This window comes from Actinomadura luteofluorescens, from assembly GCF_013409365.1.
Lineage (GTDB): Bacteria > Actinomycetota > Actinomycetes > Streptosporangiales > Streptosporangiaceae > Spirillospora > Spirillospora luteofluorescens.
In genome coordinates, this window is record NZ_JACCBA010000001.1 from 6,660,936 (window position 1) to 6,680,302 (window position 19,367).

Genomic DNA, 19,367 nt, shown 5'->3' on the forward strand with positions numbered 1-19,367 from the left:
CCGGCTGGCGTCGGACGTGATGAGGGGTTGCGGGCACAGGTCGGGGAGGGAGCGGGCGATGCTGCGCAAGGGGGAGAACGCCGCGCTGGACGGTGGTCGTGTCAGGGTCGCCGTGACCGCCGCCGGAACGCCGATCGACGTGTCGGCGGTGCTCCTGGGCGATGACCGGAGGGTTCGGTCGGACGACGACCTGGTCTTCTTCAACCATCCCGCTCAGGACGGGGTCCGGTTGGAGGGCGCCGAGGTCGTCATCGACCTGGACGGGATGCCCGCCGGCGTCTCGACCATCGCGCTCGTCGCCAGCGTGGACGGGCCGGGGACGTTCGACGGCATCCCGCTCCGCGCCGACGTCCACGGAGGCCCCTGGTTCGACGCCCCGGCGATGTCGGCGGGGGAGACGGTGGCGGTCGTGGTCGAGGTGTACCGGCGGGCCGGGGCGTGGAAGGTCAGGGCGGTCGGGCAGGGATGGGCGAGCGGCCTCGCCGGCCTGGCCACCGACCTCGGCGTGGACGTGACCGACGAGCGACCGCCCGAGGTGGACCCGCGAAAGCGGATCTCGCTGCGCAAGGAGACCGTCCGCGTCTCCCTGGAGAAGAAGGGCATCGGCGGGCTGCGGGCTCGCGTCGCCGTCGTGCTGGACGCCTCCGGTTCGATGCGCAGGCTCTTCAAGGAGGGCGTGGTCGCCGAGATCGTCGAGCGGATGGCGGCGATCGCGCTCCAGGTGGACGACGACGGCGCGCTGGACGCGTGGATCTTCGCGACGGAGTTCGCGCGGCTCCCGCCGCTGCGGGTCGCCGAGATCGAGGCGTGGACGCACGACAACGTGCGCATGCACGAGGCCGTCGCCGCCGACGGAAGCCGCGTCAGCCTCGGCGGCCGCAACAACGAGCCCCAGGTGATCGAGGACATCCTCGCGTTCTACGCGGCTCGTCATGGCGAACCCGCCCTGGTCCTGTTCTTCTCCGACGGCGGCGTGGCCAAGAACGCGCAGATCGCCCGCCTCCTGCGCGAGGCGTCGAACCGGCCGGTCTTCTGGCAGTTCATCGGCCTCGGCCACGGCCGGTACGGCATTCTCGAAAAGCTCGACACCCTGGACGGACGTCTCATCGACAACGCCGGCTTCTTCGCGGTGGACGACATAGCCAACATCACCGACACAGAGCTCTACCAGCGCATCTTCTCCGAGTTCCCCAGCTGGCTGAAATCAGCGAAGGCCCACGGACTGCCGCTGGGCTCGAACTGAAAAAGCCGGGCTCCGCGAGGGCCTCTCAGGAACCGCCCTTGCGCCGCTCGCGGCGTGAGGTTCTCTTCGGCTGGACGCGCTCGACCGGACGCCGCGAAGGCGGTGCTGGAGGCCGGTCGGTCAGCATTCTCTGCTGCACCTGGCTGCCGAGCTTGCTCATGTGTTCGGCGAAACGCTCGGGGGTCAGCGACTTCAGATAGCCAGTGATCTGGAAGACGCTCTGGCCTTCTGCATCGACGGGTCCGAGCCGCCGGTACAGCGCCGCCGCGGCCTCCAGGGCCGGTATCGCCTCGCTGCGACGTCCGACCCTGCCCAGTTCCAGCCCCATCGGCATGAGGCTGCGAGCGAGAGTCCGGCGGTGCTCCGACGAATCCGTCGGCTCGACCGTACCCGTCAGCTCAAGGGCCTTCCGAGCGATCTCGGAGGCCTTGGCCTCGTCCACCGTCAGGAGCCAGGTCGCGACCTTGGCGTGTCCGGCCGCATTCAGTGAAGTGGGGAGCGGAACCGCCCCGGCAGGCGGTTCCCGGGTCATCCGCAGCGCCTCGGCGGCGAGATCGGCCATCTCCGTGTGCCGACCGAGCCGTGCCAGCTGCGCGCAGTGATTGACCAGCGACTTGAAAAGATCCGTGTGGTAGCCGACGGGATTCAGGTGGCACATGGCCTGGTGGAGCCGGACGGCTTCCGCGGAGGCCTCCACTGCCTGCTCGGTGCGCCCGGCATCGGCCAGGTCTTGAGCGTGGTTGACGAGCGCGCGCGCCAGGTCCGGCGCATAGGCGTCCCTGTCGTCCTCCACCAGCCGGCGGAAGATGCCCACCGCTTCCGTGGATTTCTCAAGGGCTTCGGTGTTCCTCTCGTACGAGGCCAACCGGTTACCGAGATTGAGCACCGCGCGGCCGAACACCGCCTGTGACTCCGGAAGCGCGCTGCAGTTCTTTCGCAGAACCTGCTCCGCCTGCGTAGCGAGGACGAGCGCTTGACGCTGGTCACCCAGATGGGCCATGGCGGCTTGCAGCATGTCCGCGCACATGGCGAGCTGGTCGACCGCGTCGTGAAGGGCGTAGATGGCGGCCGCCCGCTGTAGCCGGTCGGCCGCGGCCTGGTACCGCCCTTGATGAAGGAACGCGATCCCCAGGTTGAACAGTGCCGCCGCGAGCTGGTTCCGCACCTCGGGCAACCGCTCGTCGGGGAGCCGAGCGAGATCGTCCACGGCGCGCTGGAGCCGTGGAGCCGCCTGCCCGACCAGCCCGGCGATCCCCTGGCGCACGCCCGCGGAGTAGTGCAGCCGGCTCTGTTCGGCGGGGTCCGTCGTCGTGGCCAGGCGTTCGGCGGTGAGCCGCTCGACGCACGCCGCCGCTCCGATGTCGAGGTCGACGTGATGGTCCGGCAGTAGCGGGTTGATCGCTTCCAGCACCGCCGGGTCCAGATGGGGCGTTTCGGCCAGCGTGACGAGCGCGGCGCCACCGGCGGCCAGTGCCAGCCGGGGATGCTCCGTCAGCAGCGGATACAGGTGGTCGCGCCCGACATGCCGCCAGCGAGCCGCCGTCTCGATCAGCATGGTGAGCGCCTGCCGCGTGCGGGCCGGTGGCTGCTCCAGCAGGTCGCGCAGTGCCGTGGCCGCCCAAGGATCGGCGGCCCGGCCGGAGCGGAGACCCGGGAGGCGGAGGGCGAGGAAGTCCTCGGCCAGCCGGTCGGGCGTCAGCGGTTCCAGGACGGTGACCGGGTCCTGCGGCGGGTAGCACCGGGCGTGGCGGTCGAGTATCGGCTGCGCGGCGGCCCGATCGGCTGCGAGCCCGGCCCGCTGGAGAAGAGCGGTGCCCTGCGCGTGGTCGTGCGGGCCGGTGAGCGAGGCGGCGAAGACCGTCCGGCCCATGGTGACCGGATCGACGGCAGGTAAATCACCCGGACGCGCATGCAACTCGCGCCAATGGTCGTACTCGCGTCCGAGCAGATAATCCGACAGTTGACCGGGATCCTCAGGCGCGGTCTCGGCATGTAGATGCGCGTCGACCGCAGCCAGCGCCGCCATGTGAATGGTGAGCGCGACAGAGTAGGCGTCATCGGCCAAAGCCGCCGATGGGGATATCGCCTCGGCGTCGGGCACCCCCATGGCCGCGGCGAAGCAATCGCGGGCATGGACGAACTCCGCCCTGCGCCGCCCCCTTGACGCGGCGAGCACGGGCAACGACATGGCCTCGGTCGACAGGTCGAGGTCGTTCTCCAGGCGATGCGCCAACCCGTACCACCACATGCCCACGGGCCGGGCCGTCAGCAGGAACCGGACACGGCTGCGATCCGGACCCGCCAGTTCGTGCATCATCTGGAGCAGATCGTCCAAGATCCAGCGCTCGGCATAGTCGACGAGGACGAGCAGCCGATCGGAGTCCGCTTCCGCGCTGGCAGCCCGAGGAACGGCGTGCCCTTGCCGGGCCACCAGGACCGTCCATCCGGCGTCCGCCGACACTTCGGCGAAGCGCTCGGCCAGGCGTGTCTTGCCCTGGCCACCGGTGCCGTTGACCAACCGCACCGCGGCCCTGCCGGACGTATCGCGCCAGCGAGTCAACGTGCCCAGTTCCGCCGCCCGGCCACTGAAGCCGACCACCCGCTGCCGAGCGGCCAGCAACCGCCCAGGCCGCCGCCGGGCGTCCTCGAACGACAGCGGAGACGGCCCGGGCCGCAGACGCTCCAACCGATAGGCGGGCGCCCCCAGATTGATGTCGCGTCCTGCCTGATAGACGACGGCATTACCGGACGCCACAGCCCACATGGGCGGCGGAATCCGCGGCTCTTCCATCAGCCGTCGGCACTCACATCAAGGACCACCAACAACCCGTCACCCAAAACAAATCCCAACTCTTCCACCGAAGACGCCCCCTGCCGCCCCACTCCCGAACCCACACCAAATACCCACCCAGCAAACACCCCCACTCGCCAGGAACCAATCAGATGACCGATTCCGGCCTCAATCCTCCCGCCAGACTTTCCTCAAAGGCGTCTATTTCAAAACCCAACTCAGAGGCTTGGTCGAAGATTCTCGCGATTTGCCCTGAACTAGAACTTGGGGCATCAGTGAGATGTGGAGCCCGACGCCTTGACATCATTCCCGCCCGGCCCGAGGAATCGACAAGCACACGACACCGCGCATCATCGGCATCCTTTGAACGCGTGAACGCTGTGGCTGTGTGAGGACGGCGGTGAGTTGGCCCGCGTCACATGCGGTCCGGCGCGATGCCGGACCGTTGACCGACGGCCACCTCCCTGTGTGAAGGTCAGCGGATCTACTGTGTGCTGTCGGGTTTCAGCACGAGCAGAATCTCCTGGTAGAAGCGGTCCATGGCCAGGTCGATACTGCGGACGAAGCCGGTCTCCTCGGTGCCTCGTTTGGTGCCCATGCTGGAGGACAGGGTCAGCCGAAACGAGGTGATCTGCTCGGCGCCATCGGGCACGAGGAGGCCGGGTTCGGCGATGAGGTTCTTCAGCAGATCGCACGGGCCGGTGTCGTGCCCGGCGGTGAGCGCTTCGATGCGCAGTTCGGGCGGGGCCTCGGAGAGTTGGCGCAGTAGCCATTGGACGCGTGTGAGGGAGCGTGCGCGGGCTGCCGCGGAGATCTCTATGGTGGTCTCGATCTGACCGGTGCGCAGGTCGGCTTCGAGGAGGATGGGGCCGCCGGCGCTGGGGATCCGGATTTCGGCGCTCATGCGTCCGGTCTCGACCAGTGAGGTGACGGTCTGCAGGCGGCGAACTGAGGCGTCACCGTCCCGCCGTTTGCGCAGGACAGGGGCGATGGTCAAGCCGGTCTGGCCACTGAGGCGCAGGCACAGTTGACGTATGAGTTTCTCCCAGCTTTCGGCGACGTGCATGGCGCGGCGGTCGCCCAGGCGGAGTGTGCCGGTGGTGACGGCGTTGCGGACCGGGACCCAGGCGGCGCCCATGTCGCGGAAGCCTTGGCAGCCCGCATTGTCCTGGCGCAGGTAGTGCAGCAGTTCGCTCAGCAGCCACGCGTGGACGGGATTGGCCACACCGTCGTGATGACAGAGCATGTCGGCTTCGTGGGCGACCTCGGCCCAGGACAGATGGCGCAGCGCGACCTTGCGCAACAGCCGTTTGTCGACCTGGAGGGGGTGCTCGTTGGTCAGCGCCAGGTCGTTGGACAAAGTGATCACGGTCTCGTAGCCATGCCGGGCTGCGACCTGCAGATAGGCCTCGACCTGGTCGGCCTTGAGGGGGTTGCCGCCGGTCTTGGTCTCGATGAGGGCGGTCCAGATCCTGCCCGCTCGGGCGACACGCAGCACTCCGTCGGGCCGGACCTTGCTGTCGCCGTGCTTGAAGCTCGCCTCGGCGAAGGTCTGGATGGTGCCGGCCGGGGCGTTGAAGCGCGCGGTCAGACGCCGGCCGAACTCAGGGACCTGGGCCATCACCGCCAGCAGAGTGGCTGTGGCGCGCGCTTCGCGCTCCTGGTCATTGCGCAGCGCGGTGACCGAGAACAGTCGTGCATGCTGCCAGGAAGGGTGCTCGGCCAGGCTGACCTTTGCTGCTTTGGGTGCCGTGACCTTCTTCTTGGCCGTCCGGACCCTCTGGGGACGCTTGCTCCCGGTGGGGGACGCTTCTGGTGTCGCCTGATCGGCGATGGCACCCGGACCGTCGGCGGCGAGCAGATCCGCAGGCGCCGGATCGGATTGCTGCTCCTCGCTGTCGTCGACGCTGATGCCGAAGTCGGCGGCCAGCCCGGCGAGTCCGGATGCGTATCCCTGACCGACGGCTCGAAATTTCCAGCTGTCTTCTCGACGGTAGAGCTCTCCGAAGATGAACGCGGTCTCGCTGTCGGCGTCTCTGATGGGGAAGCTCAGCAGCTCGGCTCCGGTGCTATCAGAGATCGTCAGGCACAGCTCGTCCAAGGCGCCGAAGGTCGCTCCGGCGTAGCGGCTGGCGGCGATGACCACTCGCTGTACATCCGGGCGCAGGGTGCCGAGGTCGACGAGGATACGATCCTCGCTTCCCGTGGCAGTGGGTGATTTGCCGAGCAGCCGCACTGATTCGTCGGCGGTCGTGGGCTGGTTGTAGAAGACGAAGTCGGCGTCGCTGCCGACCTTGCCCTCGCTGTTGATCAAGAGCACCGAGACATCGGCTTCTCCTTCGCCCGAAGGATCGATCCAACTCAGCGCCACCGTCAAAGGCCCGGCTGCGGTCGTGAGGCTGGAAAGGTCGATGTTGGCGCCCTTGGACATCTGCTGCACTTCGGCTCCTCGACTGGTAGTACCTCGCATGCGCAGAGGGAGCAGTGAAGCCCCGGATCCGTGAAAACACGGAGGGCGATCACCCGCACACGGAAAGCCAATGTACGTTGACCGGCCCGCTGGTCAAGACCCTCTGTGTCCAAGGGGCCGCACCCGGCCAACATGAGTCTGCGCCTCGCCAATGAATCAACTGGCAACCGGCGCGACACTCTGACGTCAGGGATGCAGGGCGACGCTCCTCCAGTGGGCGATACCGCGCCATTGATCAAGGCGGCCGTTGCGGCGTTCGAGAACGTTTCGATGCTTGTAGGCGGCTGGGTCGAAGGCTCGCGGGCACCGCCGTGGGGAAAAGTGGACGCACTCTACATATCTGCGACGTGTGCAGGTCTTTCTTTCGGCGGCGCATGCGGCTTCGCTCGTCACGATGAATTCGAGAATGCAGCCTTTCCCCGTCGTAAGGGGATTGCGTGGACGTGCCGGCAGGTAAGTGGCTTGCGGTGCATCCCCGGCGAGGCCAGGTGGCCGATTAAGGGGTGCGGTATCGCTTACAGGGTTGCTGAAGGCTTTATTAAGAAGCCTTCGATTGTGCTTAACGTGGTGACCGGCTTAACGTGCTGCTGACAGGCGGCCCTCGGTGAAGGTGAGGTCAGCGCGTTGGGTGTACAAGTAGAAGTCGAACCACGGGATCGCGCCGTTTTCGGCGTGCCCTACGACGTGGTCTTCGTCGATGGCGAATTCGTTTCTTCGGATGCGGCGCGACTGAGTGTTCTCGCGAACGTCGTCTCGTACGGAACCGGAACCTTCGAGGGCATCCGGGCCACGTGGAACCAGGAGCGGGGAGAGCTCTTTCTCCTGGAGGCGTTGGCGCACTACGAGCGGCTGGAGCGTTCCGCGCGAATCCTCGGCCTCCGGCTGGGGTGTCCGCCCGCGGATCTGGTGGCGGTGACCTGTGAACTCCTGCGCCGAAACGACGTGCGCGCCGACAGCTACGTCCGCCCTTTGCTGTTCCTGGCCGGGGAGCAGCTCGCCGTCCGGATGCACGATTCGGGAAGCCGGCTGTGCATCCCGGCCACCCCGATGCCCGGCGACTACATCGATCCGCGGGGCATCCGGTGCATGGTGAGCACCTGGCGGCGCGGCACGGATGTCGCCGTGCCCAACCGCGCCAAGGTGATCGGGAGCTATGTCGGCCCCGCGCTGGCCAAGACGGAGGCGATCCAGCGCGGGTTCGACGAGGCCTTGTTGCTGACCACCGACGGCTATGTGGCCGAAGCGACGACGTCGAACGTCCTGGTGCGTTCCGGGGACGCATGGGCCACACCTGCGGCGACCGACGACATCCTTGAGGGGATCACCCGTCGCCAGGTGACCGAACTGCTCTCCGAGGACTTCGGTGTCACCGTCGTGCAGCGTCGTGTCCACCGCTCGGAGCTGTACGCCTGCGACGAGGCGCTGCTGTGCGGCACGGCCGCCATGGTCGCCCCGATCATCGAGGTGGACGGACGCCGGGTGGGCGACGGGCAGCCGGGAGAGACGACGCTGGCCCTGCAGCGCGAACTGTCGTCGATCGCCCGGCGAGGCGGCGACCGGCACCACGAGTGGACCACTCCCGTATTCGGCACGGAGGCGGAGGCGTGAACGAGTCGAACAGGTGGGACGGGACTTCGAACGCCCTGAACGAGCTGGGCTCGATCCGGCCACTGCGCATCTGGCAGGACGTCGTCGCCAGGGTCGTCGAGAGCGAGCTGATCACGCTGGCGGTCGTGGAGATCCCGCCCGGCGGTGTGGTGCCGGCGCATCGGCACCGGAACGAGCAGGTCGGCCTCTGTCTGGCAGGCTCCCTGCGGTTCACCATCGGTGCGGAAACGCGCGAGTTCGGCCCCGGCGGCGTCTGGCGGATCCACGCGGACGTGCCGCACGAGGTACGTGCCGGTGCCGACGGTGCGGTGGTCGTCGAGGCGTTCTCTCCCGTCCGGAGCGACTGGGACGGGCTGGACTGGGCACCCGATTCGCCTCCGCGCTGGCCGGCCGGATCATGAGAGCCCTGTCCGCGACCGGCGACGACGGCCTGGTCGAGCTGGTCCGGGTGCCCGAGCCCTCCGTCGCCGCCGGCGAGGTGCTGGTCGACGTGCAAGCCGTCTCGGTCAACCGGGGTGAACTGCACCGTCTGACGTCGGCGACCGCAGGCTGGCGGCCGGGTTGGGACTTCGCGGGCGTTGTGGCGGACCAAGAGTCCGGCACCGCACGGGCCGCCGGTCACCTGCTCCCGGGCACGCGGGTGTTCGGCATCGCGGACGGCGGGAGCTGGGCCGAGCGGGTCGCGGTCCCCGCGGCCCGGCTCGCCGTCATCCCGGACGGGCTCACGGTCGAGTGGGCGGCGACGCTGCCGACCGCCGGGCTGACCGCGCTGCGGACGTTGCGCATGGCAGGCGACCTGGCGGGGGCCAGGGTTCTGGTGACGGGTGCGGCCGGCGGGGTCGGCCGGTTCGCCGTCCAGCTGGCGCGGCGGTTCAAGGCCGAGGTGACGGCGGTGGTCGGCAGGCCCGAGCGCGGCGAAGGGCTCGCCGCGCTCGGCACCGCCGAGGTCGTCGTCGGCGTCGAAGGGGTGGGGGGCAGAATTCGACCTCGTCCTGGAGGCCGGCGGCGGTAGGTCTCTGCGGGAGGCGCTCCGCCTCGTCGCGCCGCACGGCACCGTGGTCTCCTTCGGCAATTCCTCCCGCGCTTCGACGTCGTTCTCAGCGGGCGACTTCTACCCGAAAGAAGCATCTCTGCGCGGCTTCTATGTGCTGAACGACCTGGACGGCCCCCGCACCGCCGAGGACTTGATCTACCTCGCCAGTCTGGTCGCCACTGGGGAGCTGGCAGTGGACATCGCGGCCGTGAACGATTGGCGGGACGCCCGGGAGACCCTGCACCGATTGCGCGACCGGCGCGTGGCGGGCAAAGCGGTGCTCCTGGTGACAGGGGAGAAGCCGGGCTGACAGGCCTAGTTTCTGAGGAAGATCTGGTGAAGCGTTCGTGTCTCTTGCGTCGCGCACGTCCGTTTCCAGGAGGTGGACGATGACGCGGCGAGCGAGTCCTCATCGCGGTCGGCGTGGTTTCACCCGCCCCGCCGTCCGGCTCGGGAAGGGCCTTTCCTCGACGGCCGGGAAGGTTCCGAGCCGCGAATCTAGCATTGCGCCATGCTCGACGTGACGCGGCTGCGCGTGCTCCGGGAGGTGGCGCGGCACGGCTCTCTGACCCGCGCCGCGGAGGCCCTCTCTTTCACCATCTCCGCCGTTTCCCAGCAGATCGCCGTGCTCGAACGGGAAGCGGGAGCGCAGCTGCTCGTGCGGCATGCCCGAGGCGCGCGGCTGACCGAGGCGGGACGGGTGCTGGTGCGGCACGCCGAGGTGGTCCTCGCCGAGCTGCGTGCGGCCGAGACGTCCTTGGCCGCAGTCGCGCACGGCACCGGGGGCCGGTTGCGGCTCGGGTCGTTCACCACCGCGAACGCCACGCTGATGCCCCGGGCGGTGAGCGCGTTCCAGCAGCGGGTCCCCGAGGTGGAGGTCGACCTGACGGAGATCGACCGGGACGAGGCGATGGCCGCGGTCGCCGTGTACGAACTGGACCTCGCCCTGGTCTACGAGTTCCCCGTGGTGCCGCTGCAGGTTCCGGCGAACGTGGAGCTGAGCCCGCTTCTCGTGGATCCCCTCCACGTCGCGCTTCCGCTCGATCACCGGCTCGCGGACCGCGAACGGCTCCGTCTGACCGACCTCGCCGAGGACCGCTGGATCCAGGGAGTGCACCACGGCTCGACCATCGACGTCCTTCCGCGCGCCTGCCGGCAGGCGGGCTTCGAGCCGCGGATCGCGTTCCGCACCGACGACCAGATGACGGTGCGAGGTCTCGTCGCGGCGGGCCTCGGCGTCGCTCTCGCTCCGTCGCTCACGCTGTCGGCGACCCCGTCTGGCCTGGTGGTGCGCCCGCTGAGCGAGCCGTCCCTGACCCGGACGGTGGCGGCCGCCACGCCGGCCGGCGAGTACCGGCTGCCCTCCTCGTCGGTCATGATCGAGCACCTTCGCCGGGTCGCCGCCGGGCTGGGGCCGCACTGCCTGCCCCTCGCGGAGCCCGACCGGCATGCCGTGCGCCCGGGCCGGCGGCCGGAGACAAGAGAGGACAAATATGTTTGACTTGGTCAATGAATGCGGCACGGGAGTCTGCCGTGGGGGCGCGTGACGGCGACCTCGTCCGTGACGCGCGGGCGCTTGGCTGGATGTACCGGTATCTGGTGGACGGTCTGCGACTCAGCTGGGAGAACACCCCGTACTCCGTGACCGAGGGCTGGGTGATCGTCGAACTGGCGCAGCGGGACGTCACCGAAGTGATGGAGTTGCGCCGGCGGATGGGCATGGATCCCGGTTACCTCAGCCGCGTCCTGGCCCGGTTCCAGGCCAACAGATTGATCACCAGGCACAGGTCGCCGGAGAACAGGCGCTTCCAGACGGTCCGGCTGACCCGCCGCGGCCGCGCCGCCTTCGAAGTCATCGAGGACTGCATGGCGGAGGTGCTGCGCGTCCGGCTGAGCACGTTCTCGGAGAGCGACCGCCGGCGTATCGTCGAGGCGATGACGTCGATCAGCGCCACGATCGAACGCACCCTCGAAAGCCGCTGCGCCATCTGAAACGACCGAGCCGCCGGACGCGCAGATGCGGCAAGGAGTGTGATGGCGGAACTGCACTGAATGGTGAGAACCATGCTGCGGCGGCGCGCCTCCGTGACCGCCGGCGGCTGGGGGACAGGCGATGGTCTTTGGGTTGTTCGGTGGGGTGGCTTGGGTGGTGTTTGCGGTGTAGTGCCCAGGCCACTGCGGCGGCGGTTGCGATTGCGGTGGTGGCCAGGATTCGTGGGCGCAGCCTTTTCTTCAGGGCCTGTCGTTGGCGGCGTTTGAAGGTGGCCGCGTCGTTCTCCCGAGGAAACGGCTCGTCGGGGACCGGTTGGCCTAGGAAGGCGCACAGCGGCGCCCATCCGTCCTTGACCTCGAACACCAGCAGCCGGTCTTCGGGCACGTACGCCTTCACCTCGGCGACATGCCGTGCGAATCTTTCGGCCATCTCCGCGCGTTCGCCGAACTCCCCGCCGATCTCACGTTGCCACGTCGTCCGCTGGACGCGGTCGAGGACCTGGGCTTGGGGGTCGGGGCGGCGGGGGCCTCGCCAGCTCAGCACCCGCACCAGGAGCGGCGGCCTGGCGAGCACGGCGGACATGGTCTGCGCGGCGCTGTCGTACCAGCGTTGCGGGTCGCGGACGGTGAGCACCACCTTGGCGTCCGGGAACGCGTCGACGATGTCGCGCCAGAACGCGTTGCCCGGCGAGCCGACGGAGCAGCCGTAGCCCGCGAACACCTTTCCCCAGTCCACCGTCCGCCCGTCCATCGCGGCGGCCCAGTCGGCGGCCCGTTCAGGCTCGGCGTTGAGGACGCGCATGTTGTAGCAGGGGCCGTACCCGAGCCGGTCGAGGGCCAGCGCGAGGGAAGTCGTCCCCGTTCGGAGGAAACCGACGCCGATGACCTGCACGCGAACTCTCCTCAGGATGAAGTGGATGACGTTTCAGGTCGTACGGCGGGCGACCAGAGTGCCGGGGTCCTCGCCGTCGGCGACGGGGTGGAGGGCGGTTCCGGCCATCGGGGTCAGCCCGGCCGCCGCCAGGTCGGCGATGACGGCGTCCGGCCGGTGCAGGTAGTGGGCGCGTTCCACCACTTCGGTCGCCACCAGATCGCCTTGGTGGTACGTGCGGTAGACGAACCGCAGGTGCGCCTGGTCGTCGCCGTCGGGCCGCGCCTCGCACGACATCTCGTACCGGCAGTCGCCGAGGGTGGCCTCGTCGGTGACGTGCTCGGGCCAGTCCGGTACGGGTTCTGACAGCACCATGTCCATCGCCACCTCCCCGTCCTCGGCCAGATGCCCGGCGATCGCCTCGAACAGCGCGGGCCGTTCGGGGTGCGGCACGTGCTCCAGCACACCCGCCAGGTACACGAAGTCGAAGCGGCGGGCCAGGTCGAAGTGGGGCGCCGCGCGGTCGAGGACGGTGACGCGGGGACGCAGATGCGGGCGTTCGGCGAGCTTGGCCAGCAGCACCGCGCGCATGGTGGCGGATCGCTCCAGGCACAGGACGGTGGCGGCTCGCTCGGCCACGGCCAGCGTGATCCGGCCGGTGCCCGCGCCGATCTCCAGCGCGTGTCCACCCCGGGGTGCGCGGTCGGCGAAGAACCGGGGGTCGGGAAGGGCGTCCTCCCCGCGGGAGGCGCGGAAGAGGTCGTAGTAACCGGGCTGGAAGGCGTACGGGTCGGTGCCGAGCGGAGCGACCCGGGTGGACGAGGACATGCGAGTCACCTGCCTGTCTGGTCGGAACGAGGGCGCGTCGTCAGATGAACGTGCGTGGCCGGCGTCGTCAGCCGGCCTGTGTGGGTTGTGCCGGACGTGTCCACTCGCGCAGAGCGCGGCCGGCGCGTTCCCTGATCCGCACCTGGCCGGTGGACTCGACGGCGATGGTGCGTTCCTCGCTCCAGCCGCTGAGGCGGAACTCGCCCAGCCCGAGATGCACCAGGCCGAACGCGGGCTCACCGTCGATGGCAAGGACGAGCCGGTCCTCGTGCACGAGGATCGCGGCGTCGCTGTCGGGTCTGGCCTCGACCTCCTCCTCCGACCACTGCGCGAAGTCGCCCGGCAGCCGGAACCGGCAGCACAGCCGGTCGCGTTCGGACGCGGTGAGCGGCACCGGATCACGGGCGAACATCACCTCGCTCAGCGGCAGCAGCTCCAGGAACTCCTCCGGCAACAACCCGACGATCTCCCGGCTGACCAGGCAGTCGAGCACCATGTGCACCCGGGAGCGGTCGCCGCCGTTCGCCACGTAGTGCCTTCGGCCGAAGTCGCCGAACCACAACCGTCCCGCCGTCCAGTGCTCGGACACGCCGTCGATGACCACGACGGCGTCCGGGTTGGTGTCGATCGGCACGTGCAGCCGCAGGAGCCCGCGCTCGAACCCGTACTTGTAGTCGCGGTGCTCGTGCACGGTCGCGCCCGCGCCCAGGGCGATCAGCCGGACGCCCCGGACCGGCCCCGGCAGGGCGTCGATGACCTGGGCGAGGGCCGGAGCGTCGGCCAGCCACGGGGTGTCGGCGAAGTCGGTCAGGCCCGCGCCGCCCGGGTCGGTCCGTACCGGATCGCCGCCGACGCTGCGCAGCGGCAGGATGCGCCAGTCCACTCCGGACTCCGTGGCGGCGCCGTCCTGGCCGTAAGGGCGCTGGGCGCGCCACCGCTGGTGCCGCAGCCGGTCGAGGTCGGCGCGCAGCGCGTCGACATCGAAGCTGAGCCGCATCGGCGCCGACGGCGGGTAGGCGGCGGGCGGATCCGTCAGCGATTCGATGGCCTGGTGGTACGTCGTCATGGTCGCTGCTCCCGGGCGCCGGCGGGCAGGTCGGAGACGTCGAGGGCGAAGCGGCCCAAGGCCCACGCGATGGCGGGGACGTTCTCGCCGAGAGCCCGGCGGTCGAGGTTGCCGATCGTGTCGCACGGCTGGTGGTAGCAGGGGTCGTACAGCTGCCCGGCCGTCCCGCCGACCCGCGCCGCCTGCGCGGCGGTCTTGACCCCGAGGACGCCGCCGTTCAGGCCGCCGACCGGGATGCCCGCGGCCACGAACGGCTCGTGGTCGGAGCCGACGGCCCGCAGGTCGTGGCTCTCGTAGGGGAGTCCGGCGTGGTCGAAGTAGTCCTTGAAGACCTTCTCCGCGACCTGCGATCCCGCCGGCCCCGGCGGTGTGCCCGGCGGCTGCTCGCTCGCGTCCCCGTCGAGGACGAACCGCACCCCGTTCGGCGCGGCGATCAGTTCGAAGTTCAGGTAGAGCGCGATCTTGGCGCGCTCGGCCGCCGGCAGGGTGCGCACGTAGTAGTTGGAGCCGATGTCGATGAGCTCCTCGGCCCCCCACAGCGCGAACCGGACTTTGTGCCGCACCTCGTCCTGGTGGGGAGCCAGCCGCAGCGCGGTCGCCATCAGCGCGGCGGCCGCGGCGGCGTTGTCGTTGATGCCGGGTGCTTCGGTCACGCTGTCCAGGTGGGCGCCGGCCATGACGGTGCGGTCGTCGCCGCCGCGCGTCTCGGCGAACAGGTTGGTGGTGACTGCCGCGACCTCGTGCCCGCGCAGGTCGAGACGCAGCCGCACCTGGTCCCGCGAGGACTCCTGGGCGAGCTGTTCGGCCTCCGCTTGCGTGACGCTGGCCACCGGGATGGTGAACGCCTGCGGGTTGAACGCGTGCAGCCGGTAGATGTTGTTCGGGCTCGGCGTGGACAGGTAGATCAGCATCGCCCGCGCGCCGAGCTCGGCGGCGACGCGTTGCTGTGTCGTGTAGCCGCAGGATCCGCGCGCCACGAGCACGATGGATCCGGCGACGGGCAGCCCGTCGTAGTCGGCGGCGGAGCACCCGGCGGCGTCGCCCGTCGTGGCCCGGGGCACGACGAGGTGGGCGTCGAGACCGCCGGGCGGGGTGACGGGTGACCAGCGCATGACGAGCGCGCGCACCTGCCGGGCGGCGGGCGCGGTCACCGTCGCGCTCTCCGCGTCGACCCGGAAGTCGGTGTATGGCACCTGCTGCTGGTGGACGCGGTAGCCGGCGGCGGTGAGCACCTTGGCGGCGTAGCGCGCGGAGGCCTCGAACCCTGGTGTGCCGGCGGCGCGCACCCCGCCGTTCCGCGTGGCGATCCGGTCGAGGACGCGCAGGTGCCGCCACGCGTCGCCGCCACGGGTGGATCCCGCCAGCAGCCGCGCCAGCCACAAGTCCCCAGACCTACCGTCCGCCGCCGCGTGGGATGAGGCTGCGGAGGCGTGGGGGGTGGCGGACGGTGGAGCGGCCGAAAGGATGGTGGCGGTCATGGTGACGAGGCCGGTTATCAAGGCGGTTTTCGTGCGCACGAACACCCTCATCAGCGCTCCAGAGGAAAACATGTGATGCCAGGAAACAGAGACCATGTTGAAATGTGCAAAAGGTCTCTGAGGCTGGCCGCGTGGTGAATAATAGGTGCCCGGCATATCGTGGCAGGTGGTAAGCGCGCCCCGTTATGCCGGGCACCCGCTACGTCACTCAGTGGAGGTAACGCATCCGCCCCACCTCCCTTCTGTCAAGACGGATCCCAGGTCTGTCAGTTGAGGCGGACTTTGAGTCGAGCCACGCCTCGCAGGGTGAGGTTCCGGTGGTAGACGGGCTCGTCGGCGAGGCGGATGCCTGGGAACTCGGTCGCGAGCAGGCCGAGGACGACCTGTGCCTGGAGGACCGCCAGCGACTGACCGAGGCACGAGTGGGCGCCCCGGCCGAATCCCAGATGCGGGTTGGGGTGGCGGGCGAAGTCCAGCTCGTCGGGCTCGGCGAACTTGGCCGGGTCCCGGTTCGCGGCGGCGAGCAGCAGCGTCACCGCCTCGCCGGGCGCGATGACATGGCCGCCGATGCGCGTCTCCCGTACACACGCCCGCGCGTCGGCCTGCACCGGCGTCACGTACCGGACCAGTTCCTCCACCGCGAGTGACAGGTCAGCCCGGGTGAAACGTGCCAAATTGTCAGGCGAGTTCAGCAGGACGACCAGGGCGTTGCTGAGCAGCCGCCCCGCCGATTCGAACCCGGCGTGCAGGACGGCCCGCAGGGTGTTCAGCAGCACCGGGCGCGCGATGCCGGAGCCGGGCGCCTTGGCCGCCACATGCGCCACCAGCCCGTCCGCCGGCGGGTCGTCCAGCCACCGGCCGGTGTATTCGGCCAGTTCAGAGCGGGCCTGCACGGCGGGTCCGCCGGTCTGCGGCCAGATCCCGGCGTCCATGCCGTCCACGATCGTCTGCGACACGGGCAGGAACCACGCGGCGTCGATGGGCGGCACCCCGAGCACCGCGGTGATGGTGTCCAGTGCGAGCGGCGCGGTGAGGTCGGACACGCAGTCGAACTCCCCGGCCGCGCGCAGCCGCTCGGCTCGGGCGCGGACCTGCGCGGCGATGCGCTCGCGCAGCATGCCCGGGTCGAGACCACGGACCGCGTCGACCATGAAGTGCCGGATGTCCGTGTGCTCGGGCGGGTCGAGCGACTGGATGCTCAGCAACGGCTCCGGTACGGCCTCGCCGATCCGGCGCCAGTCCGAGGCGAACGATTCCGTGTCGCGCAGCACCGCGGCGCAGTCGTCGTACCTGGTCACCACCCAGGAGTCGAGGAAGGCGCTGCGGTAGACGGGCGAACTCTCGCGCAGGCGGCCGAAGAGGGAGTAGGGATCCAGCAGCGCCGCGGGCTCCGCGAGTCCCGCGGCCGGGTCCGCGACCGGCGCCTCCGACATCCCGACCTCCTCGCACGGACGGCTACCGGCGAGCGGCCTCGGGGCCCGTTCGTCGCATCCCGTACGGGTCGCCGGGAGGACGACGGCGCTGTCGCTCAGGTGTCCGGAGATCGTCCGACACATGATCTTTACTGATGGTAAATGGACAGGGCGGAATTTCCGAGCGCCGGATCCGGCCACCGGACTTCCATATCCCCGCACCCTCCGATATGGCATGATCTCGAAGTTCCGCCTCGCCGCCGAGGAGGCCGCCCATGAAGGTCCTGCTGACCAATCGTGGATTCCGCTTCCTGATCATCGGGCAGACCTTGTCGACCCTGGGCGACCGGGCGCTCATCATCGCCTTCGGCATCTGGGTCAAAGAGCTGACCGGCAGCAATGCGGCGGCGGGCGGCGCTTTCTTCTTCGTCGCCCTGCCGTTCCTGTTCGCCCCGTTCGCGGGGGTCCTCATCGACAGGTTCCCGCGGCGCCAGATCTTCATCGTGACCAACCTGGCGATGGCGGGCGTCATGCCGCTCAGCCTGCTGGTGCGCGGCGAGGGCCAGGTCTGGCTGCTGTACGCGATCATCCTCTGCTACGGCGTCGCCGGTGTGATCATCACCGCCACCCAGGCCGCCCTCGTCACGGCGATCGTGGACGAGGACGCGCTCCCCGACGCCAACGGCCTGCTCCAGACCTCCGCCGACGGAGTGAAGCTTCTGGCTCCCCTCTTCGGCGCGGCCCTGTTCACAGTGGCGGGCGGCCACGTAGTGGCTCTGCTGGACGCGGCGACCTTCCTGGCCGCCGCGGCATGCGTGTGGCTCATCCAGGCGCCCGGTGACCAGCGTCATGTCACCGGTGCGCTGAAGCTGCGCGAAGAAGTGCTGTCGGGCCTGCGCCACATCTACCGGTCCCCGTCCCTGCGCACGCTGGTGGGCGCGTTGGGCCTGGCCATGCTGGTGACGGGCTTCTCCCAGACCCTCATCTTCTCCATCGTCGATGACGGGCTTCACCGCGCTCCCGCGTTCGTCGGCGTGCTGAGCAGCGTGCAGGGCGCGGGCGCGGTCTGCGCCGGCCTGGCGGCGGGCGCCGCCATCCGCCGCGTAGGCGACCTGCGCACGGTGATGCTGGGCATTGCCCTGGTGACGATGGCGTCCTTGGTCTATCTGGCGCCCGCCATCCCCCCGGTGGCCGTGGGGGCGTTCCTCTTCGGCTTCGGCATGTGCTGGACGACCGTCGGCCTGGTCATGGCGGTGCAGCGACGAACCCCCGACGCCCTGCGCGGCCGAGCACTGACCGCGGCGATGGGCGTCATCAGCACTCCCCAGACCGCCTCCATCGCCCTCGGCGCAGCACTGTCCCTGGTGGTCGACTACCGAATCCTGCTGACCCTCATGGCCGCAGTCACCGCCGTGTGCGCCATCTGGCTACAACGCGTAAAGACCGAACCCCAGCCCCAACAACCCCCGCAAAAGGACCTAGACCCGCCAGAACCCGAATCACCGGCTCAGTCCCCAGAGACCAAGACCGCGCCTTGATCGGCGTGAACGGGACGACGCTCGGTAGACCCTGCCCAGCCGAACCAAAAACCCCCCGTCGACGTCGAACCTGGGAGCCGCCCGATCCGGGCGGCGATGTCTTGGACGCGGGTCGGCCAAGGCCGATGCCGCATGATCTACGCCGTTCCGCTGTGTCCGCGCCCTCGCCCTTCGCCTAGTGCGGGGAGGGCCCGGGCTGGCGCTACGGGCGGGTGCTCGGTGAGTTGCTGGTGCTCGGCATCAAGGTCGCGGCCTTCACCGTCTGGGAGATCCTCAACCGGTCCGGAACCTGGTACGGACCTTGAGGACGCCGACTGCAGGGCACCGTTCCTGATCCGTGACCGGGACGGCAAGTTCCCTCAGTTATGCGACACCGTCCTGGCCGACGCCGGCAACCATCACCGGAGTGCGGATGCCGAGGGTGAACGCGGTGATGGAACGGTGGGTGCCGACCTGCGCCGCGAACTCCGCGACCGCGCGCTGATCTGGAACGAGGGTCACTTGCTCCACGCCCTCCGCGAGTTCGAGATCTTCTAAAGCGAGCATCGGCCTCATCGGGGCATCGCTGACGCACTTCTGTTGAAGCCGCGGCATGCCGTATCGGTTGTTGCCGGGCGCCCAGCAATCCGACCTCGGCGAGGCTCATTCCGGGCTTTTCTCAAGGTCATGAAGGCCACGACGACCGTACCCTGGCCTTGTGATGTGACGACCTGGCATTCATGGGTCGTGAAGAATGGCCGCGACCGGTCGTCAACGTCCGTGACGGCGGGATGTGGATGTGCTGTTTCGCTGGGTGAGAACGTAACGCACCATGTCCTTGGTGATGTCGTTCCGTCGTCGGACGCGGCGAATCGCGGCGTGTACCTCCTCGGGTGTGAACCTTGGATGCTCCGCGGCGACTTCGAGGATGTACTGGATCATTGCATCGCTGAGGTCGGGATCAGGTTCCGGGGTGCCGCGCTCAAGGGGCCGCCGGATGCGCCGCCCCGATTTGTCGAAGTAGACCATGCGGATCTCCAAGCGCCGGGATGAACTCG

16 protein-coding genes and 1 pseudogene are annotated in these 19,367 nt (G+C 69.3%); 8 read left to right on the plus strand and 9 right to left on the minus strand.

The window, feature by feature from the left end; all coding sequences use genetic code 11:
* Positions 1 to 58: 58 nt before the first annotated feature.
* Positions 59 to 1,243 carry a VWA domain-containing protein gene (locus tag BJY14_RS31065; protein ID WP_179846865.1) on the plus strand — a complete coding sequence of 395 codons (1,185 nt, stop codon included), beginning with the start codon at positions 59 to 61 and terminating at the stop codon, positions 1,241 to 1,243.
* 25 nt (positions 1,244 to 1,268) lie between these two features.
* Here BJY14_RS31065 and BJY14_RS31070 read toward each other — a convergent pair whose 3' ends face one another.
* Both BJY14_RS31070 and BJY14_RS47825 read right to left on the minus strand, forming a co-directional pair.
* Positions 1,269 to 4,034, minus strand: a complete 2,766-nt coding sequence (locus tag BJY14_RS31070) for a tetratricopeptide repeat protein (RefSeq protein WP_179846866.1) — start codon at positions 4,032 to 4,034, stop codon at positions 1,269 to 1,271.
* 1,903 nt (positions 4,035 to 5,937) lie between these two features.
* A pseudogene (locus BJY14_RS47825) lies at positions 5,938 to 6,504 on the minus strand (TerD family protein); the annotation flags it as partial.
* Positions 6,505 to 7,176: 672 nt separating this feature from the next.
* On the opposite strand from BJY14_RS47825, the gene ilvE reads away from it, so the two are divergent.
* The 6 genes from ilvE (at position 7,177) to BJY14_RS45795 (ending at position 11,137) form a co-directional block, all read left to right on the plus strand.
* Positions 7,177 to 8,112 (plus strand): branched-chain-amino-acid transaminase, encoded by a 936-nt coding sequence (gene ilvE / locus BJY14_RS31080; RefSeq protein ID WP_179846868.1) that lies wholly within the window; start codon positions 7,177 to 7,179, stop codon positions 8,110 to 8,112.
* Positions 8,109 to 8,513, plus strand: a complete 405-nt coding sequence (locus tag BJY14_RS31085) for a cupin domain-containing protein (protein ID WP_218905667.1) — start codon at positions 8,109 to 8,111, stop codon at positions 8,511 to 8,513. The genes ilvE and BJY14_RS31085 overlap by 4 nt, the downstream gene beginning before the upstream one ends.
* On the plus strand, positions 8,510 to 9,124 hold the full coding sequence (locus BJY14_RS31090; protein ID WP_179846869.1) for an alcohol dehydrogenase catalytic domain-containing protein: 615 nt from the start codon (positions 8,510 to 8,512) through the stop codon (positions 9,122 to 9,124). The genes BJY14_RS31085 and BJY14_RS31090 overlap by 4 nt, the downstream gene beginning before the upstream one ends.
* 4 nt (positions 9,125 to 9,128) lie before the next feature.
* Positions 9,129 to 9,455, plus strand: a complete 327-nt coding sequence (locus BJY14_RS31095; protein WP_246397436.1) for a zinc-binding dehydrogenase — start codon at positions 9,129 to 9,131, stop codon at positions 9,453 to 9,455.
* A 201-nt stretch (positions 9,456 to 9,656) separates the two neighbouring features.
* Positions 9,657 to 10,646, plus strand: a complete 990-nt coding sequence (locus BJY14_RS31100; RefSeq protein ID WP_179846870.1) for a LysR family transcriptional regulator — start codon at positions 9,657 to 9,659, stop codon at positions 10,644 to 10,646.
* 32 nt (positions 10,647 to 10,678) lie between these two features.
* Positions 10,679 to 11,137: a MarR family winged helix-turn-helix transcriptional regulator gene (locus BJY14_RS45795; protein ID WP_179846871.1), complete on the plus strand. Its 459-nt coding sequence runs from the start codon at positions 10,679 to 10,681 to the stop codon at positions 11,135 to 11,137.
* Here the strand turns inward: BJY14_RS45795 and BJY14_RS31110 are convergent.
* From BJY14_RS31110 to BJY14_RS31130, 5 genes are all read right to left on the minus strand, one after another.
* Positions 11,091 to 12,029: a sulfotransferase family protein gene (locus BJY14_RS31110; protein ID WP_179846872.1), complete on the minus strand. Its 939-nt coding sequence runs from the start codon at positions 12,027 to 12,029 to the stop codon at positions 11,091 to 11,093. The genes BJY14_RS45795 and BJY14_RS31110 overlap by 47 nt on opposite strands.
* A 33-nt stretch (positions 12,030 to 12,062) precedes the next feature.
* A complete protein-coding gene (locus BJY14_RS31115) occupies positions 12,063 to 12,836 on the minus strand; it encodes a class I SAM-dependent methyltransferase (protein ID WP_179846873.1) in 774 nt (257 codons plus the stop codon).
* Between the two features lie 67 nt (positions 12,837 to 12,903).
* Complete coding sequence (locus tag BJY14_RS31120; RefSeq protein WP_179846874.1) at positions 12,904 to 13,902, minus strand: aspartyl/asparaginyl beta-hydroxylase domain-containing protein; 999 nt, start codon at positions 13,900 to 13,902, stop codon at positions 12,904 to 12,906.
* Positions 13,899 to 15,284 carry a M28 family peptidase gene (locus tag BJY14_RS31125; RefSeq protein ID WP_218905668.1) on the minus strand — a complete coding sequence of 462 codons (1,386 nt, stop codon included), beginning with the start codon at positions 15,282 to 15,284 and terminating at the stop codon, positions 13,899 to 13,901. The genes BJY14_RS31120 and BJY14_RS31125 overlap by 4 nt, the downstream gene beginning before the upstream one ends.
* A 362-nt stretch (positions 15,285 to 15,646) precedes the next feature.
* Complete coding sequence (locus BJY14_RS31130) at positions 15,647 to 16,813, minus strand: cytochrome P450 (RefSeq protein WP_179846876.1); 1,167 nt, start codon at positions 16,811 to 16,813, stop codon at positions 15,647 to 15,649.
* A 254-nt stretch (positions 16,814 to 17,067) separates the two neighbouring features.
* Here BJY14_RS31130 and BJY14_RS31135 point away from each other — a divergent pair, with 254 nt between their 5' ends.
* Complete coding sequence (locus BJY14_RS31135) at positions 17,068 to 18,330, plus strand: MFS transporter (RefSeq protein ID WP_179846877.1); 1,263 nt, start codon at positions 17,068 to 17,070, stop codon at positions 18,328 to 18,330.
* Between the two features lie 363 nt (positions 18,331 to 18,693).
* Here the strand turns inward: BJY14_RS31135 and BJY14_RS44595 are convergent, their stop codons facing one another.
* Together BJY14_RS44595 and BJY14_RS31145 are read right to left on the minus strand one after the other, a co-directional pair.
* Positions 18,694 to 18,885 (minus strand): hypothetical protein, encoded by a 192-nt coding sequence (locus BJY14_RS44595; protein ID WP_218905669.1) that lies wholly within the window; start codon positions 18,883 to 18,885, stop codon positions 18,694 to 18,696.
* Between the two features lie 195 nt (positions 18,886 to 19,080).
* Positions 19,081 to 19,338, minus strand: a complete 258-nt coding sequence (locus BJY14_RS31145; protein ID WP_179846878.1) for a hypothetical protein — start codon at positions 19,336 to 19,338, stop codon at positions 19,081 to 19,083.
* Positions 19,339 to 19,367: the final 29 nt, after the last annotated feature.

What these genes read in the sequence shown, in the direction of transcription:
- BJY14_RS31065 (WP_179846865.1), top strand. Translation starts at nt 59, where the DNA reads ATGCTGCGCAAGGGGGAGAACGCCGCGCTGGACGGTGGTCGTGTCAGG.
- BJY14_RS31070 (WP_179846866.1), bottom strand. Translation starts at nt 4,034, where the DNA reads ATGGAAGAGCCGCGGATTCCGCCGCCCATGTGGGCTGTGGCGTCCGGT.
- BJY14_RS31090 (WP_179846869.1), top strand. Translation starts at nt 8,510, where the DNA reads ATGAGAGCCCTGTCCGCGACCGGCGACGACGGCCTGGTCGAGCTGGTC.
- BJY14_RS31100 (WP_179846870.1), top strand. Translation starts at nt 9,657, where the DNA reads ATGCTCGACGTGACGCGGCTGCGCGTGCTCCGGGAGGTGGCGCGGCAC.
- BJY14_RS31115 (WP_179846873.1), bottom strand. Translation starts at nt 12,836, where the DNA reads ATGTCCTCGTCCACCCGGGTCGCTCCGCTCGGCACCGACCCGTACGCC.
- BJY14_RS31120 (WP_179846874.1), bottom strand. Translation starts at nt 13,902, where the DNA reads ATGACGACGTACCACCAGGCCATCGAATCGCTGACGGATCCGCCCGCC.
- BJY14_RS31130 (WP_179846876.1), bottom strand. Translation starts at nt 16,813, where the DNA reads ATGTCGGAGGCGCCGGTCGCGGACCCGGCCGCGGGACTCGCGGAGCCC.
- BJY14_RS31135 (WP_179846877.1), top strand. Translation starts at nt 17,068, where the DNA reads ATGAAGGTCCTGCTGACCAATCGTGGATTCCGCTTCCTGATCATCGGG.
- BJY14_RS44595 (WP_218905669.1), bottom strand. Translation starts at nt 18,885, where the DNA reads ATGAGGCCGATGCTCGCTTTAGAAGATCTCGAACTCGCGGAGGGCGTG.
- BJY14_RS31145 (WP_179846878.1), bottom strand. Translation starts at nt 19,338, where the DNA reads ATGGTCTACTTCGACAAATCGGGGCGGCGCATCCGGCGGCCCCTTGAG.